Source organism: Nitrospirillum viridazoti CBAmc, from assembly GCF_000730165.1.
Taxonomy (GTDB): Bacteria; Pseudomonadota; Alphaproteobacteria; order Azospirillales; family Azospirillaceae; genus Nitrospirillum; species Nitrospirillum viridazoti.
In genome coordinates this window covers 1,829,650-1,844,387 of sequence record NZ_CP022110.1, presented here as the reverse complement: position 1 = coordinate 1,844,387, position 14,738 = coordinate 1,829,650, and the positions used below count along the sequence as shown (strand labels likewise).

General features: G+C 66.3%; 15 protein-coding genes. 3 read left to right on the top strand and 12 right to left on the bottom strand.

Going from position 1 to position 14,738, the window contains the following annotated elements; translation table 11 throughout:
* Nucleotide 1 precedes the first annotated feature (1 nt).
* From sciP to Y958_RS08450, 6 genes are all read right to left on the bottom strand, one after another.
* A complete protein-coding gene (gene sciP, locus Y958_RS08475; protein ID WP_081486547.1) occupies nucleotides 2–358 on the bottom strand; it encodes a CtrA inhibitor SciP in 357 nt (118 codons plus the stop codon).
* Between the two features lie 121 nt (nucleotides 359–479).
* Nucleotides 480–1,172 (bottom strand): flagellar hook capping FlgD N-terminal domain-containing protein, encoded by a 693-nt coding sequence (locus Y958_RS08470; protein ID WP_088871654.1) that lies wholly within the window; start codon nucleotides 1,170–1,172, stop codon nucleotides 480–482.
* Between the two features lie 25 nt (nucleotides 1,173–1,197).
* Complete coding sequence (locus Y958_RS08465) at nucleotides 1,198–3,360, bottom strand: flagellar hook-length control protein FliK (RefSeq protein ID WP_088871653.1); 2,163 nt, start codon at nucleotides 3,358–3,360, stop codon at nucleotides 1,198–1,200.
* A 322-nt stretch (nucleotides 3,361–3,682) separates the two neighbouring features.
* Nucleotides 3,683–4,177: a hypothetical protein gene (locus tag Y958_RS08460; protein ID WP_088871652.1), complete on the bottom strand. Its 495-nt coding sequence runs from the start codon at nucleotides 4,175–4,177 to the stop codon at nucleotides 3,683–3,685.
* Nucleotides 4,174–4,689: a rod-binding protein gene (locus tag Y958_RS08455; RefSeq protein ID WP_088871651.1), complete on the bottom strand. Its 516-nt coding sequence runs from the start codon at nucleotides 4,687–4,689 to the stop codon at nucleotides 4,174–4,176. The genes Y958_RS08460 and Y958_RS08455 overlap by 4 nt, the downstream gene beginning before the upstream one ends.
* Nucleotides 4,689–5,843, bottom strand: a complete 1,155-nt coding sequence (locus tag Y958_RS08450; RefSeq protein WP_088871650.1) for a flagellar basal body P-ring protein FlgI — start codon at nucleotides 5,841–5,843, stop codon at nucleotides 4,689–4,691. The genes Y958_RS08455 and Y958_RS08450 overlap by 1 nt, the downstream gene beginning before the upstream one ends.
* A 331-nt stretch (nucleotides 5,844–6,174) precedes the next feature.
* On the opposite strand from Y958_RS08450, the gene Y958_RS08445 reads away from it, so the two are divergent.
* The gene (locus tag Y958_RS08445) at nucleotides 6,175–6,597 is read left to right on the top strand and encodes a flagellar assembly protein FliX (RefSeq protein WP_004272668.1); all 423 of its coding nucleotides are present in this window, start codon (nucleotides 6,175–6,177) and stop codon (nucleotides 6,595–6,597) included.
* Nucleotides 6,598–6,842: 245 nt separating this feature from the next.
* Entirely contained in the window at nucleotides 6,843–7,262 is a 420-nt protein-coding gene (gene dksA, locus Y958_RS08440; RefSeq protein WP_004272667.1) for an RNA polymerase-binding protein DksA, read from the top strand.
* 45 nt (nucleotides 7,263–7,307) lie between these two features.
* On the opposite strand, the gene Y958_RS08435 is transcribed toward dksA, so the two are convergent.
* Entirely contained in the window at nucleotides 7,308–8,168 is an 861-nt protein-coding gene (locus Y958_RS08435; protein ID WP_244909427.1) for an AraC family transcriptional regulator, read from the bottom strand.
* Between the two features lie 553 nt (nucleotides 8,169–8,721).
* Between Y958_RS08435 and Y958_RS08430 the strand changes: the two genes are divergently transcribed.
* Nucleotides 8,722–10,197, top strand: a complete 1,476-nt coding sequence (locus tag Y958_RS08430) for a methyl-accepting chemotaxis protein (RefSeq protein ID WP_088871648.1) — start codon at nucleotides 8,722–8,724, stop codon at nucleotides 10,195–10,197.
* A gap of 241 nt (nucleotides 10,198–10,438) precedes the next feature.
* Here the strand turns inward: Y958_RS08430 and flgH are convergent, their stop codons facing one another.
* The 5 genes from flgH to Y958_RS08405 all read right to left on the bottom strand — a co-directional run bounded on the left by flgH (nucleotide 10,439) and on the right by Y958_RS08405 (nucleotide 14,547).
* Nucleotides 10,439–11,194, bottom strand: coding sequence for a flagellar basal body L-ring protein FlgH (gene flgH / locus Y958_RS08425; protein ID WP_088871647.1), 756 nt, complete (start codon nucleotides 11,192–11,194; stop codon nucleotides 10,439–10,441).
* A gap of 11 nt (nucleotides 11,195–11,205) precedes the next feature.
* Nucleotides 11,206–12,210 (bottom strand): flagellar basal body P-ring formation chaperone FlgA, encoded by a 1,005-nt coding sequence (flgA, locus tag Y958_RS08420; protein WP_088871646.1) that lies wholly within the window; start codon nucleotides 12,208–12,210, stop codon nucleotides 11,206–11,208.
* A 25-nt stretch (nucleotides 12,211–12,235) separates the two neighbouring features.
* Entirely contained in the window at nucleotides 12,236–13,021 is a 786-nt protein-coding gene (flgG, locus tag Y958_RS08415) for a flagellar basal-body rod protein FlgG (RefSeq protein ID WP_088871645.1), read from the bottom strand.
* Between the two features lie 37 nt (nucleotides 13,022–13,058).
* Nucleotides 13,059–13,778: a flagellar basal-body rod protein FlgF gene (gene flgF, locus Y958_RS08410; protein WP_088871644.1), complete on the bottom strand. Its 720-nt coding sequence runs from the start codon at nucleotides 13,776–13,778 to the stop codon at nucleotides 13,059–13,061.
* 292 nt (nucleotides 13,779–14,070) lie between these two features.
* On the bottom strand, nucleotides 14,071–14,547 hold the full coding sequence (locus Y958_RS08405; RefSeq protein WP_004272662.1) for a peptidylprolyl isomerase: 477 nt from the start codon (nucleotides 14,545–14,547) through the stop codon (nucleotides 14,071–14,073).
* Nucleotides 14,548–14,738 lie beyond the last annotated feature (191 nt).

Here is a 14,738-nt window from a genome sequence, read left to right as displayed (position 1 = left end):
CTCAGCCCGCAGCCGCCAGGGGGTCCTGGTCGTCGGCGCCGTCCATGCCGCGGCGGTAATCCTGCAGGCGGGTGGTGCGCAGGGCCCGGGGGCCGTGGGCGTCGATCAGCCGCTGCCACGACAGGAACTCTTCCTCCGACAAGGTATAACGCGCGCAGGCCTCCTGCATGGTCAGCAGGCCGCTGCGGACCCCATCCACCACCTGCGCCTTGCGCCGCATCACCCATCGCTTGGTGTCGGGCGGCGGAAGATCATCCAGGGTCAGGCCTCTGCCCTGCGCGGTGGCCTTGGCCGTAGTGCGACCGATCCCCCCGTTCAACAGCGCGCGGGGGCCGCGTCCGGCTTCCTGTGCCGACATGCCTTACCTCATACGGTGCCTGTGCGCCCTGGACTCCACCAGGGCCTGCAGCACCATAAGGGCGGGGGCGTTAAGAAGAACTGAACGCCCCTATCACTTTCAGGCAGGTTGCCTCCCGTGCTTACGCGCCGGCGAGCACGGTAGTGACATCGCTCATGTTCACGGTCATGTCGCCCATCTGCAGGGTGGGGGTGGTGCCGGACATGTCGACACCGGTCACCTTGCCCGCCACCTTCACGGTGGTGTTCACCGCCTTGCCGCTGCTGTCGGTGGCGGTGACCTTCACGCTGTAGGTGCCGTCGGGCAGGACCTTGCCGGAGCTGTCCTTGCCGTCCCAGGAATAGTTGTGGGTGCCGGCGGCGCCGGACACGTCGGTGCTGCTGACCAGGGCGCCGGTGCTGTCATAGACCGACATGGTGGCGGAGGCGGCGGTGCCGCCATAGGTGACGGAGACGTTCGCTGTGCTGTTCTGCAACGGGAACTTGTCGCCTTCCATCTCGACGTACTTGCCCAGGTAGTTCAGCGCCTGGCTGGACTGGCCCCCGGCCAGCGTCGACTGGATGGACTTCAGCTGGTTGTTGGCTTCGATCTGCTGTTCGACCGAGCTCATCTGCACCAGCTGCGAGGTCATCTGGTTGGTGTCCATGGGCGACGTCGGATCCTGGTTTTTCAGCTGCGTGGTCAGCAGCGTCAGGAACGTCGTGTAGTTGTTCGTCAGATCGCTCAGCGGGTTGCTGGCCGGCGTGTTGCTGCCCGACGAACCGCTGGGGTTGACGTTGTTGGTGTTGCTGGAACCGCTGACGGCATCGGTCATGATCGTTACTCCCTCAAATCTATCGTCAGATCCGCACGTCGACGCGGCCGAGCGATGGGATGATGGTGTCTTCTGACGCGGCCTCCTCGGGGGCGGCCGTGTCGTCCATGGAGAACTGGGCGCCGTTCTGCCCGCCGCGGCGCTCCTGCTGCTGCTGGGCCTGGCTGTCGTCCTTCAGGTTGAAGGACAGGCTGTCGTTGTCGGTCTGCAAGCCGGCATCCTGAAGGGCGTTCTTCAGGTCGTCGGAGTTGCGCTGCAGCAGGTCCAGCGTCTTGGCGTTGTCCGCCGTCACGCTGGCCCGCACCTTGCCGTCCTTGTGGAAGTCCAGCTTCACGTCGATGCTGCCCATGTCGTCCGGGGTCAGCTGGATGGTGACGCTGTCCATGCCGTTGCTGGCGGCTTTCTGAAAGCCCATCGTGACCTGTTGCAGCACCGGCGGGTACTGCGCCGGGCGGGCCGCCTGGGCCGTGCCGGCCATCTGGGCGGCAAAGCCGGTGGGGAAGGTGTGCTGGCCGTCGACCAGGCCCATGAAGCCGCTGGCGTTCAGTGCCGCGTCGCTGGCCGAGGCGGAGCCGTTGGCGCCGTCGGCGGCGGCGGGCAGCAGGCCGTTCTCGGTCGTGGCCAGCAGGCCGTTGCTGGCGGTGTTGGTCCGCCCGGCCTGCTGCTGTTGCAGCAGCGCCTGCAGGGTGGCCTGGGCCGAGGTGGCGGTGGAGGTGGCCGCGGTGCCGTTGGCGGCCGCGTTGGCCAGCGCCGCCATGGGCGCCCCCATGGGCGCCGAGGCTGCCGGCGTGGCCGCGTCGCCCACCTTGGCCAGGGGGGCCGCGGCGGCATGGGCGTCGGCATAGATCATGCCGTTGTCGGCCGGTGCCGCCAGGACGCCGTTGCTGCCACTGTCGTCGGTGGCGCTGCCGGCCGTCTGTTGCCGGGCTTGGTCCGCGGTGGCGGGCCCGAACTTCTGATCGGATAGGGTCGTGGCGGTCACGGTGGCGCCCTGCGGCTTCGCCGTGTCGCCCTTGGCGCCCTTGGGGGCGCCGGTCTTGAGGCCAGAGCCCGAGGCGGCGACGCCGTCGGCCTTGCCCGTCTTGGTGGCGCCGTCCGTCGCGGCGGCGGCGGCCGTGGCAGCCAACGCGGCGGCATCGGCCACGGTGCTGGCCTGGGCCTTGGTCGCCTGGGCTTGGACAGTCTGGGCCTGAACCGCCTGGGTCTGGGTCGGGGCGGCGTTGACGAGCGGAGCGGCGGTGGATGCGCGGCTGGTGGCCGGCGGGGTGCCGGCGGCCAGCGCCGCGGCCTTCTGGTCGGCCACGGCCAGGCTGGCCGCCGCCGCGGAGGCGGCGCTGCCCTTGGCGGACGGGACCGGGCTGGCCTGCATGGCCTGGGCCGCCAGCGCCGCGTCGGCGGCGGTGGGCTCGGTCACCGGCGTCATGCCGGGAAGCGCCATGCCCGTCTGGGACGCGCCAATCTGGACCGCATCGGTTTTGGCGGTGTTGGCCTGGATCGCATCCGTCTGGGCGGCAGCGGCCTGGGCGACCGTTTGACCGGCGACCGCTTGACCGGCGGCCGTCGCGTTCGTGGCCGTGGCGGCATCCGCCTTGACGGCGTCCGACGGCATCTGGCCGGCGGCGGTCTGCGCGGCCGGAATGGGAGGGGTAGGCTGCTGCTGCCCGCCCATGGCGGCGGCCAGTGCCGCCAGCGTCGTGGCGGTGGCGGCGCCGTCCTGCGTGGCGGTGGCTGTCTGCCCGTCGGTGGCGCCGTCGGCCGCATCGGCCATGGCGGTCTTGGCCGACCAGTGGGTTTGCGTCCAGCCGGTGGCCGGCTGCAGGGCCGACGGCGTGTTGGCGGTGATGCCGGTCATCAGGGCGGTCACAGCCGTGCCCGTGGTGGCGCTTGCCGGGACCGGGCCACCCTTGGCCTGCACGCCCCCCTTGCCTAGCGCGAAGGGAATGGTGGACGGCGTGAAGGATGAGGGGATCGCCGTGCCAGTGGCGCCGCCCGCGCCCTGACCGGCGGTGAGAAAGGCGCCGCTCTGGCCCGCAGATTGGCTGTTGACGGTATTGGCATCGACCATGCCGCTTAGCAGCTGGGTGAACAGGTCCGCCGTCTCGCCGCCCGCCGCCGTTCCGCCCAGGAGGCCGGACGCGGTGGTCCCCTGGGTGGGGAACAGGCTTTGAACGGACTGGAAACCGGTCATGTGTCGCTTCCTCGGGCCTGGGCGTGTCCATCGCCGGATGGCGGGCAAGACGCCCCGCCGCCTGGGAAAGCAATCGACGTGCCAGGTGTTCGAAATGGCCCAGCCCAGGTTTCCCAAGGGTTTTCAGGGTTGGAACAGCCGGGCGGCGGGAAAAACGGCCGCTGGGATGGGAGCTTCTTGCCGCAGGGGGCAGAATCTGCCGCCCCTTGGGCGTCCCCCCTTGGGCGTCCCCCCTTGGGCGCTCCCACGCGCCAGCGCCCGCCACCGGCGCGGCGGCCAGGGCGGGGTGGGCGAATGCCGGGAGGTGTCGGATCGGGTTAGGTCAGAGGCACTGGTTCACGGCCAGGGGCGGTATGCCGGCCCGGCGATAGCCCGCCGGACGGGCGGCGCCATGCTTGGCGACGTAGCCCTGTTCCTGGTTGCGCTGCTTGTTGATGGTGTTGACCATGATGTTGACCACCGATTGCGCCACGGCGGCCGCGGCGCGCAGCGCGGTCGCGTTCTCCATGGATTCCTTGTGGAACAATTCGGCCAGGCTTTTCATGCGTGCCTTCAGTTCCGGATTGAGGGCGCGCAAGCCCACCATGTCCAGGCTGATGATGCGCACCGCGTCCTCATAGCTTTTGGTCAGCAGGTGCTTGCGTTCCACCAGGGCCAGCATGGCCTTGATGTCGCGCTTTTTCAGCAGCGCCGTCTCTTCCTGGTACAGCGCCATCAGCCGCTCCATGGCGGCGATCAGCGACAGGGCGCGGGCTTCGGCCGGGCTGGCCATGGCCGGGGCGGGCGGGGGCAGGGAGGGGGTGTTGTTGGGGGTCATGGCGTGTCATCCGATGCGGCGTCGGAACCGATGGGGGGGCTGGCGGCGGCGTCCAGCGGCATGTGCTGGGCCAGCGTGGCCTGCGCCTGGGCATAGGCGTTCTTGGGGGCGTTCTTGGGCGCCGCGGCGCCCGCAGCGGCGTTCTGGGAACGATGCAGCGGGTCGGCGCCGGCCGCCTTCTCCTGCATGCGCATCATTTCCTTCTTGATCTCGTCGGCGATGCCCAGGCCGCCGCCCTTGGTGATGGCCTTGGCCTGCTCTTCGATCATCATGCCGCGGAACATTACCTCCGCATGGCCACCGCCGAAGTTCTCGTCGACCTTCACGCCTTCCCACATGTGCTGCAGCATCTGGCTGATGAAGACGGACTCGAACTCCTTGGCCGCCTTCTCGATGGCCGCGTCGTCCTTCATGCCGTTCCCGGGGCCGGCCTGCGGCTTGGGCGTCCCCTTTGCGTCCATCAGGGCCTTGGCGTCGTAGCCGGGGGGCGACAGCTTCATGTCGTCGCTCATCACATCACCTTCAGTTCGGCCTGCAGGGCGCCGGCGGCCTTGATCGACTGCAGGATGGAGATCATGTCGCGGGGGCTGACGCCCAGGGCGTTCAGGCTCTGCACCAGATCCTGCAGGGACACGCCGGAGGGCAGGATGGCCAGCTTCTTGCCCTGTCCGTCGTCCACCTGGATGTTGGTGCGGGGCACGGTGGTGGTGGTGCCGCCACTCAAGGGGCCGGGCTGGGAGACCTGCGGCGTCTCCGTGATCTTGATGGTCAGGTTGCCCTGGGCGATGGCGACCGTGTTGATGCGCACGTTCTCCCCCATCACGATCACGCCCGAGGCCTCGTCGATGACCACGGTGGCCGGGTTGTCGGGGGCTACCTTCAGCTGTTCGATGTCGCGCATGAAGCCCACCAGGTCGGCCTTGCGGCCGGCCGGCACGTTCACCGTCACGTTGGACGGGTCCATGGCCATGGCCGTGCCCATGCCGATGGCGGCGTTGATGGCGTCGGCGATGCGCTTGGCGGTGGTGAAGTCGGGATTGTGCAGGGCCAGGTGCAGGGCCTGCATGTCGGACATCCGGAAGTCCACGGTGCGTTCCACCAGGGCGCCGGCGGCGATGCGGCCGGCGGTGGGGACCCCGCGCGTGACGCTGGCGGCGGCACCCTGCGCGGTGAAGCCGGAAATGGCCACGGGGCCCTGAGCCACCGCGTAGACGTCGCCGTCGGGCGCCAGCAGGGGCGTGCCCACCAGGATGCCGCCCTGCAGGCTCTTGGCGTCACCCAGCGTGCCCACCTGCACGTCGATGCGCGTCCCCTGCGCCGCGAAAGGGGGCAGGGTGGCGGTGACCATGACGGCTGCCACGTTCTTGGTGGTCAGCGTGGTGCCGCGGATGTTCACGCCCAGGCGTTCCAGCATGCCGTACAGGCTCTGCTGCGTGAAGGGCGCGTTGTTGATGGTATCGCCGGTGCCGTTCAGGCCGACGACCAGGCCGTAGCCCACCAGGACGTTGTCACGCACGCCCTCCACATCCACGATGTCCTTCAGGCGCGACTGCGCGCCGGCCGGCTGGGCGGCACCCAGGGCCAGGACGGCGGCCAGCACGACGACGGCGCGCTTGAGGGCGCGGCCGAGGGCGGTGGTGGAACGGAGGCGGGCGTTCGTGGACACGGGGGGATACTCCCTGAAACAGATGCCGCTCCCCTAGCGAACTTCATGCCAACCGCAGCATGCGCCCAAATCCGCCAGATTCCCAGGTGCCGCCGACTGTGCCGTCCCAGGAACAAGGCCTGACAGCCCACGGTTATGACCAAAGGCGGCCGAATATCCCCGGCAAAAATTGCCCTATGCGCGTCTTCCCTGCGGATGGTAACAATAAGACAGGCTGCAGGCCCGCCAAACCGGCGGAATCGCCCCCTTTTCTGGTTCTTGTCCGGGAGGGGACGGGTGACAAGGTCCGGGTGTTCCGGGTGGCTGGCCCAGATTGCGGTGGCGGCACGATATGAAGATCCAAGGTCCCGGTTCCTCCCTTCCCTCCAGCCAGACGCGCAAAACGCAACGGGCCGGCGGCGACAGCTTCCGCACCCAGGTGTCGGAAGGTGACGGTGATGAGGGCGTGAAGTCCGTGACCGGCGCGCAGACCGCGATGGCCATCACGCCGCTGCTGGCCCTGCAGGAGGTTGACGACGCGCTGAACTCCAAGCGCAAGGCCCGCCAGCGCGCGGAAAACCTGTTGGATAAGCTGGAGGAACTGCGGCTGGGCCTGCTGGCCGGCACGTTCCCGCGTGAACGGCTGCAGGATTTGGTGCGCATGGTGCAGAGCCGGCGCGAGACGGTGGCCGACCCCCGCCTGCAGGAAGTGCTGGATGAGATCGACCTGCGCGCGCAGGTGGAACTGGCCAAGCTCGAATCGGCGTCGCGCTAAGGCGCGGGGGGAGGGGGCGGCTCAGCGCGGGCGCCCGCGGACGGAGAGCCGTTCTATTCTTATACGCTTATACCTGTAATCCGAATGGCCGGCCGCCTTCTCGCTTTGGGCGGGAGTGGGCATAATTGCCATTCATTTCAGTGACTTAAACATCGCATGCCGGCGCTGCGCGCAGTATTGCGGGTTGCGTTGCGTCTCCCTATACTCCGCGCCGTCTCGATCACACTGGATTCGGACCAAAACATATGTCGTCTCCGATACTTCCCCCGGATTACCGCCCGTCCGAGGATGAGCCGTACATGAGCCCCGTGATGACGGAGTACTTCCGTCAGAAGCTGCTGCAATGGCGCGCGGAGCTTTTGAAAGAGTCCACCGAAACCCTGGTCAATCTTCAGGATGGCGGCATCCAGGAACCGGACATCGCCGACCGCGCCTCGGCGGAAACCGACCGGTCCCTGGAACTGCGCACCCGGGACCGGGAACGCAAGCTGATCAGCAAGATCGATGAGGCCATCGAACGAATCGAACTGGGCGAATACGGCTATTGCGAGGAGACGGGGGAGCCCATCGGCGTCCGCCGTCTGGAGGCCCGCCCCATCGCCACCCTGTCGGTGGAAGCCCAGGAGCGGCATGAGCGGATGGAGCGCACGCAGCGCGACGATTGAACCCGCAGCTGGGCGTGGCGGCCTTGGGGCCGTCACGTCGCCAGTTCAGTATACACTCCGGTGCCGACGCAGAACGGTGGATGGCGTTTCGCCGAACGCCGCCAGGAAATCCTTGCTGAAACGACTTAGATCGCCGTAACCGCAGGAAAGGGCGATCTCCGTCACGGTAAGCGCGGGCAGTCCGCTCTCCGCCATCAGGCGCGCGCGTTTCAGTCGCGTCCGTTTCAGGAACTCCATGGGTGAATAACCGCGGTGTTCGGCGAAAGCGCGAAAGACGCTGCGTGCGCTGGCTCCAGTGGCCGTGACGATATCCTCGACTGTCAGGGGATCGTCGGCGTGGGCTTCAATGAAGTCTTCCGCCCGCCGGACTTGCCATGGCGCGATCCCACGAACAGGGCCGTCGAGGATGGGCCGGTAGTTATGCGTGCCGGTGACCAGCAATGAGGTCGTCAGCGCCTGCTCCAACTCCGCCAGAACCAGACGACCGGCGGGCCCGGGCAAGTTGTTCGCCGCGTTGGCCAAGTTTGAGAGGATCTCCCTCAAGGCGCGCCCGTTTGGGGTCTGGAGGTCCAGCGCGGCTGTGAAGTTCAACGGACCATCTATGGCCTCGCCGGTCAGGGCGGCGAGTTTTCGGGTCAACATGGCAACCGGCACGCGCCAGGCGAATTGCTGGAATCCCTGATGAAAATCGATCTTCGCATCAGCGGAGGAGACGCAGGCCATGGTTGGGGCCAAGGCGACATCCTGACCAGCGGTGCTTGTCTGGCCGCTTCCCGTCCAAGGGATTTGCAGCCTCATGTACGTCCCTTCACCGAAGCTCAGTGTGACGGGGAAGCCATAAGAACAAAACCAGAGGTCACTTCCCGGTAGGCGGCAGTGGTTCGCCCGGGCGTCGCAGGTCGGCATTGAGACCGGCCCCCGCACTACGGTGGCGGCAAGGCGGCTCTCGGCGAACGCCACCGCTTCGTCCGTCTTCGACGTGTTGAAGGACAAGTGATTGGACAGCGGTAAGGGGGCTGTTCCCGCGTCCGTGCGTGTTGCAGCCAACGTCCTGTCGTCCTCGCGCTCAGGTCACACGATATTCGTGCTCGGCGTCGATTCGTACCATCTCCAAGGTGGCGGGGCCATTGAGCGAGATCAAACCTAACCCAATGATCTAGGGATTTGGCGCTTGGTGCCAAGCTTTGGCATCGTGCGACAAGTAAAAATCCTCAGGATTGTTAGGATAAAATGTCGCGTTGCCAACAAATATAAGAGAATTTAGAGCAGTCAAAGCAGCATAACATCATTGAAAATTGACCGGTATATATCATTTTTATTGTGGGAAAATTTGCCATGTCAACACTAAATTAACGAATAATGCTTTAAATCGACATTGTGTGGATCGGCAAGGGAGATTTCCGACAGCGATACGCTGTCGACGCCCGCCAGATCAGCCATAAATACATGGAGGTGCCCAATGTTCGAAACGCGTCACAGCCGTGAAATGGCTGGGAAGCTGGCAGCCTTGGACAAGTCTCAAGCCATCATCGAGTTTGCCCTCGATGGCACGATCCTGGCGGCCAACGCCAATTTCCTGAAGGTCATGGGCTATGCCTGGGATGAAATCAAAGGTCGTCACCACAGTCTGTTCATGGAGCCGAGGCTCAAGGAAAGTGCCGAGTACGCGCAGTTTTGGGACTCCCTGCGAAGGGGGGAGTTCCAGGCGGCGCAGTTCAAACGGATCGGCAAGAACGGCAAGGAGGTCTGGATCGAGGCGTCCTACAATCCGATCTGCGACGGCAGGGGGCGACCCTTCAAGGTCGTCAAGTTCGCCACCGATGTGACGGCGCAGAAGATGGAATATGTGGACCTGCGCGGCCAGGTGGAGGCGATCAACAAATCCCAGGCGGTGATCGAGTTCGCGATGGATGGGACGATCCTTACGGCCAACGGGAATTTCCTCCGGACCATGGGGTACGCGCTCGATGAGATAAGAGACCGCCACCACAGCTTATTTGTCGATGCGGAGACGCGGGACAGCGGCGCCTATCACGCTTTTTGGCGGGACCTGCAGCGGGGTGAATTCCGTGCGGCGCAATTCAAGCGCCTCGGCAAAGGCGGGAAGGAGGTTTGGATCGAGGCATCCTACAATCCCATTCTCGACCTCAACGGCAAGCCCTTCAAAGTGGTGAAGTATGCCACCGACATCACCGCCCATGTCCAGACGATGGCGGATCTGAAGATCCTCATCGATCGGAACTTCGGTGAGATCGATCATGCCGTGACGCAGTCGAACCAGCAGTCCGAGGACGCCGCTCAGGCCGCGGGCGAGACGTCCGGCGCGGTCCAGATGATGGCGTCAAGCGCGGAGGAACTGGCCGCTTCCATCCGCGAAATCGCGCAGAGCATGACCCAGTCCCGGTCGGCGACGGAAAATACCGCCGAACTGGCGGTGCGCGCCGACGCGGCCACCCAGCGCCTGGCTGCGGTCGCCAAGTCGATGGAAGGCGTGGTTGACGTCATCCGCACCATCGCCGGACAGATCAATTTGCTGGCGTTGAACGCGACCATCGAGGCCGCGCGGGCGGGGGACGCCGGCAAGGGCTTCGCCGTGGTGGCGACGGAGGTCAAGAACCTGGCCAACCAATCCGCGAAGGCCACCCAGAAGATCTCGGAGGAGATCGAGGGCATGCAGGCCGTGTCCGGTGACGTGGTCGGCTCGCTGGACGCCATCCGCCAATCCATCAGCACGGTGCGAGAGTTCGTGGCATCGACCGCCAGCGCCGTGGAGGAGCAGAGCGCCGTCACCCGCGACATGTCGTCGAACATGCAGAAGACGGCCGGTGCCGTGGAAACGGTGACCCGCAGCCTTTCCAGCATCTCGGCCGCCAATCAGCAGGTGGGCGAGGCGGTGGGGCGGACGAAGGAAGCCGCCCGCGTCCTGGCTCGTTAGCTTTGAGACCTGTCAGTATCTGGATAAAAGAAGGGCCGGTGCCACGCGACACCGGCCCTTTTCAGTTTGTTCGAGGTCAACAAAGGTCCACAGAGGCCCCGTGGATGCGGGGGACTAACAGGCGAAAATGGAACTCGGGTGATCCGCTGCGGCCGCGCGGGCCAGAAGGTTGCGGGCCGGAAGGTTGCGGGGAAGCCCGGCGGCGGGGGCACCGCCGGGCCGCTGAAGTCTTAGAAGGTCATCAGAAGGGTAGGAGCACATCCAGCAGCTGCTGGCCGTAGCGCTCCTGCTGCACATCGGTGATCTGGCCGCGGCCGCCGTAGGAGATGCGGGCTTCGGCGATCTTCTCGTAGGAAATGGCGTTGGTATTGTCGATGTCCTCGGGCCGGATGATGCCCTGGATGGTCAACTCGCGCAGTTCGTAGTTCACGCGCACTTCCTGCTTGCCCTGGATGACCAGGTTGCCGTTGGGCAGGACCTGGGTGATCAGGGCGGCGATCTTCAGGTCAATCTGTTCGGAGCGCGCGACCGTGCCCTTGCCGTCCGACGCCTTGGCGCTGGTGGTGGACACCAGGCTGGAGGCCGAGGTGGCGGAGTTCAGCACCTTGGGGATCTGGGCCTCCAGGCCGAAGAAGTTGGGGATGCCCATGCTGTCGGAGTTGGCGCGCGACCGCTTGGTCTCATCCGATACGTTGGCGCTGTCGTTGATGGAGATCGAGATGGTCAGGATGTCGCCGGTCTGGCTGGCGCGCTGGTCCTTGAAGAAGGCGCGGGCGCCCGGGCGCCACAGCGAGTTGGCCTGACGCTCCAGCACCGGCGGGGTGGGCATGGGCATGCGCACCGGCTGGTAGCCCTTCTGCGTCGTGGGGTCGGACAGGGTGCTCATGTCCGGCGCCTTGCCGATGTTGTTGATGCGGTCGACGGCGCCGCAGCCGCTGAGCGCCACGGTGGCGACGGTGGCGATGAGGAGAGCGCGGATGGTGGAAGGCACAGGCATGATGTCTCTCCTCAATTCAGGGCGGTACGGGTGGTGCGGGTCGCGGCGGCGTTGAACTGCCCCTGGGGGGCCTGGCCAATGGGGGCCTGGGCCGTCGGCTGCACCATGACAAGGTCGGGGCCGGCCACGCGGGCGTCGATGGTCCGGTTGCTGGCGGTGTTGGTGACTCGGATGATCTCGTTGACGCCGCCTTCGGTCTGGGCGCGGCCCTGGACCGTCAGGGTCATGTTGCCGGACTGCAGCATCATGGTGACCAGGGCGCCGCGGGTGACCACCACCGGCGCCCGCACCTCATCGGTGCGCACGGGCTGGTAGGGGCTGGCGCCATGGCGCACGGTCAGGCCGATCAGGTCGCGGGCCTCGGTCACCACGTCGCCGCTGATGCGGGTGCGCGGCACCTTGGTCCATTCCACGTCGCTGGCGGCGATGGTCTCGCCCGGGGCCACGCGGCGGTTCAGCACCGGCAGGGTGACCATGACGGCCACGCGGGCGCCGAAGCTCTGGCGGATGACGGGCTCACCCTTGGCCGGGATCACCAGGTCACCGGTGGCGCGGCCGCGGGCGGCATCGTAGTTCACGTTGGTGAAGCCGATGCTGCTGTCGCTGTTGGCCGGCAGACGCAGGACGGTGCCGGGGTTGTCCAGCTGCACTTCCATACCGGCCGGGGCGCCGGCGTCGGCCAGGGCCTTGGTGAAGGCGGCCTGGATCTGGTCGGCGGTCACGTCCACCGAGGGGCGGCTGACGACCACGCGCTCATTGCCGGTCGACTTCCAGTCCACGCCGTTGGCGGCGGCGATGCGGTCCAGCACCGTGGCGTCGTAGGTGATGCGGTGGCCGGGCGCCGGGGCCTGGCCGATGACGATGGTGGCCTGGTTGGGGCCCAACGCGTCGAACAGGTCGCCCAGGTGGATGGTGTCGGCGTTGACATCCACGTCGCCGTGCAGGTCGGCGGCCATGGCGGCGCCGGCGCTGAAGAGGATGCTGGTGCCCAGCAGGATGGTGGCCAAGGCTTTCATGACTGTTCTCCGCTCTCCGCCGCCGTCACTTCATGTTCGTGATGGACTGCAGCATCTGGTCCGTCGTGGTCACGACGCGCGAGTTCATCTCGTAGGCGCGCTGTGCCTGGATCAGGTTGGTGATCTCGGTCACGACGTTGACGTTGGAGGTTTCCAGCGCGTTCTGGGTGATGCGGCCGAAGCCGGTGGAGCCGGGGACGGCGGTGACCGGCTGGCCCGAGGCCGGTGTTTCCAGCAGCAGGTTGTCACCGACGGCTTCCAGGCCGGCCGCGTTGGGGAAGTTCGCCAGGGTCAGCTGGCCGACGATGGCCGGGTTCACCTGGCCGTCGATCTTGGCCTGCACCTGGCCCGAGGCGTCGACCGAGATGTCCACCGCGTTCTGGGGAAGGGTGAAGCCGGGGTTCAGCAGGTAGCCGTCGGAGGTGACGACCTGGCTGTTGGCGTTCAGCGAGAAGGAGCCGGCGCGGGTGTAGGCGATCTGGCCGCTGGGCAGCGTCACCTGGAAGAAGCCGTTGCCGTTGATCGCCAGATCAAGGCTGTTGCCGGTGGTGGTGATGTTGCCCTGCTCGTTGATGCGGTACACGGCCGCCGTCTTCACGCCGGCGCCGATCTGGATGCCGGTGGGGACGATGGTGCCGGCGTCTGACGAGTTGGAACCGACGCGGCGCATGTTCTGGTAGAGCAGGTCCTGGAATTCGGCGCGCTGCCGCTTGAACCCGGTCGTCGTCATGTTCGCGATGTTGTTCGAGATGACTTCGACGTTGGTCTGCTGGGCCTGCATGCCCGTGGCGGCGATGGAGAGGCTGCGCATGATCTGTTTCTCCTACTTCTTCGGCGTCACGAGGGCGTTATTGGGCTTTGGCGAGGTGGGAGATCGCGTTGCGGATGCGATCGTGTTCCTCGTCCACCAGCTTCTGGGTCATCTGGTACTGACGCAGCACGTCGATCATCACGGTGGACTCGACGATGGCCTGCACGTTGGAGGCCTCGACCGCACCCTGCGTCACCTGCGGGTTGGCCGAGGGGCGTGGCGTCTGGGTCGTGGTCATCAGGCCGCCGCCCAGGGTCTGCATCTGCTGCTGGTCGTCGAAGCTGACGATCTTCAGCTTGCCCAGCTGGGCGCGGTCGGCCATCACGGTGCCGTCGCCCTGGATCTTCAGGTCGGTGGTGCCGTCGGGGACGGTGATGCGGTTGTCGTTGGTGTCCAGCACGGGCAGGCCGTTCTGGTCCACGATCTCACGACGGTCGTTCAGCTGGAAATTGCCGGCGCGGGTGTAGCGCGGGCCGGACAGCGTCTCCACCGTGAAGTAGCCGTCACCCTTCAGCGCCAGGTCCAGGGTGTTGTTCGTAACCTGCAGGGCGCCGGCGCGGGTATCGCGCATCAGGCCGTAGTCCTGGACGAAGGAGACCCGCTCGCCGCGGGCCGGCTTCTCCAGGTATTCCTGGAACAGCATGCGCTGCTGCTTGTAGCCCGTCGTGTTCATGTTGGCGATGTTGTTCGCCACCACATCCAGCTGCCGGGACAGCGCCTCCTGACGGGACAGCGCCACGTAAATCGGGTTTTCCATTTTCGCCTCGAACGCCGCTGCCGGTCGATGCCGGCCGCTTGTTAGTCGCCTCCCTATATGCAGGGGGTGTGCCAACATTCGAGATCGATAAGAATCAATGGTTTAGCTTGGGGCGGGGTAGGCAAGGGCGGCAGGGGGTTCCCCTTGCGGCAGTTTCTGCCGGACCAGGGGGCCCAAGCCCGTCCCGGGCGGCCGTTTTTACCTGCTGATCCGGCCCTGTCCCCAAAAGCCGACCGCCCGCCCCTTTAAGGGGCGGGCGGTCAAACCTTGTACCGGATGGGAGATGCCAGGATCAGGCGGCGTCGGCCGCAACCTGCATCTTCACGATCTTGTCGGGGTCGGTGACGCTGCCGTTGTCACGGCGGCTGCCCTTCTTCAGGGCGTCGACGAATTCCATGCCCTCGGTGACCTTGCCCCAGACGGTGTACTGGCGGTCCAGGAAGGTGGCGTCGTCGAAGCAGATGAAAAACTGGCTGTCGGCGCTGTCCGGGTTCATGGCGCGGGCCATGGAGCAGACGCCGCGCACATGCGGCTCAGCCGAGAATTCCGCCTTCAGCTTCTTGCCCGAACCGCCGGTGCCGTCGCCGATGGGGCAGCCGCCCTGGGCCATGAAGCCCTCAATGACGCGGTGGAAGCTCAGGCCGTTGTAGAAGCCGTCGCGGGCCAGTTCCTTGATGCGGGCGACATGGTTGGGGGCCAGGTCGGGGCGGAGCGCGATGACGACGCGGCCGGCCGGCAGGTCGAGATACAGGGTGTTCTCAAGATCCATTTTGGGAAGCTCGTTCTTGTGGTGGGCGCGTCCGTGTCCGGCTTTGCCGGTCGGCGGACCATAGCGCCCCCGCCGGCCGATTTGAACCGCCCTTCTGGCGCAGCCGCCCCCCGCCTGCGGCAAAATTCGCGGGTGGTGGTTCGAAAATCGGCAAGCGACTTGCATGAGGGGGCGGTCAAGGTCGGTGGCCG

Coding starts and splice junctions, on each gene's coding strand:
- sciP (WP_081486547.1), bottom strand. CDS start 358: ATGTCGGCACAGGAAGCCGGACGCGGCCCCCGCGCGCTGTTGAACGGG.
- Y958_RS08470 (WP_088871654.1), bottom strand. CDS start 1,172: ATGACCGATGCCGTCAGCGGTTCCAGCAACACCAACAACGTCAACCCC.
- Y958_RS08465 (WP_088871653.1), bottom strand. CDS start 3,360: ATGACCGGTTTCCAGTCCGTTCAAAGCCTGTTCCCCACCCAGGGGACC.
- Y958_RS08460 (WP_088871652.1), bottom strand. CDS start 4,177: ATGACCCCCAACAACACCCCCTCCCTGCCCCCGCCCGCCCCGGCCATG.
- Y958_RS08455 (WP_088871651.1), bottom strand. CDS start 4,689: ATGAGCGACGACATGAAGCTGTCGCCCCCCGGCTACGACGCCAAGGCC.
- Y958_RS08445 (WP_004272668.1), top strand. CDS start 6,175: ATGAAGATCCAAGGTCCCGGTTCCTCCCTTCCCTCCAGCCAGACGCGC.
- dksA (WP_004272667.1), top strand. CDS start 6,843: ATGTCGTCTCCGATACTTCCCCCGGATTACCGCCCGTCCGAGGATGAG.
- Y958_RS08435 (WP_244909427.1), bottom strand. CDS start 8,168: ATGCCGACCTGCGACGCCCGGGCGAACCACTGCCGCCTACCGGGAAGT.
- Y958_RS08430 (WP_088871648.1), top strand. CDS start 8,722: ATGTTCGAAACGCGTCACAGCCGTGAAATGGCTGGGAAGCTGGCAGCC.
- flgH (WP_088871647.1), bottom strand. CDS start 11,194: ATGCCTGTGCCTTCCACCATCCGCGCTCTCCTCATCGCCACCGTCGCC.
- flgA (WP_088871646.1), bottom strand. CDS start 12,210: ATGAAAGCCTTGGCCACCATCCTGCTGGGCACCAGCATCCTCTTCAGC.
- flgG (WP_088871645.1), bottom strand. CDS start 13,021: ATGCGCAGCCTCTCCATCGCCGCCACGGGCATGCAGGCCCAGCAGACC.
- flgF (WP_088871644.1), bottom strand. CDS start 13,778: ATGGAAAACCCGATTTACGTGGCGCTGTCCCGTCAGGAGGCGCTGTCC.
- Y958_RS08405 (WP_004272662.1), bottom strand. CDS start 14,547: ATGGATCTTGAGAACACCCTGTATCTCGACCTGCCGGCCGGCCGCGTC.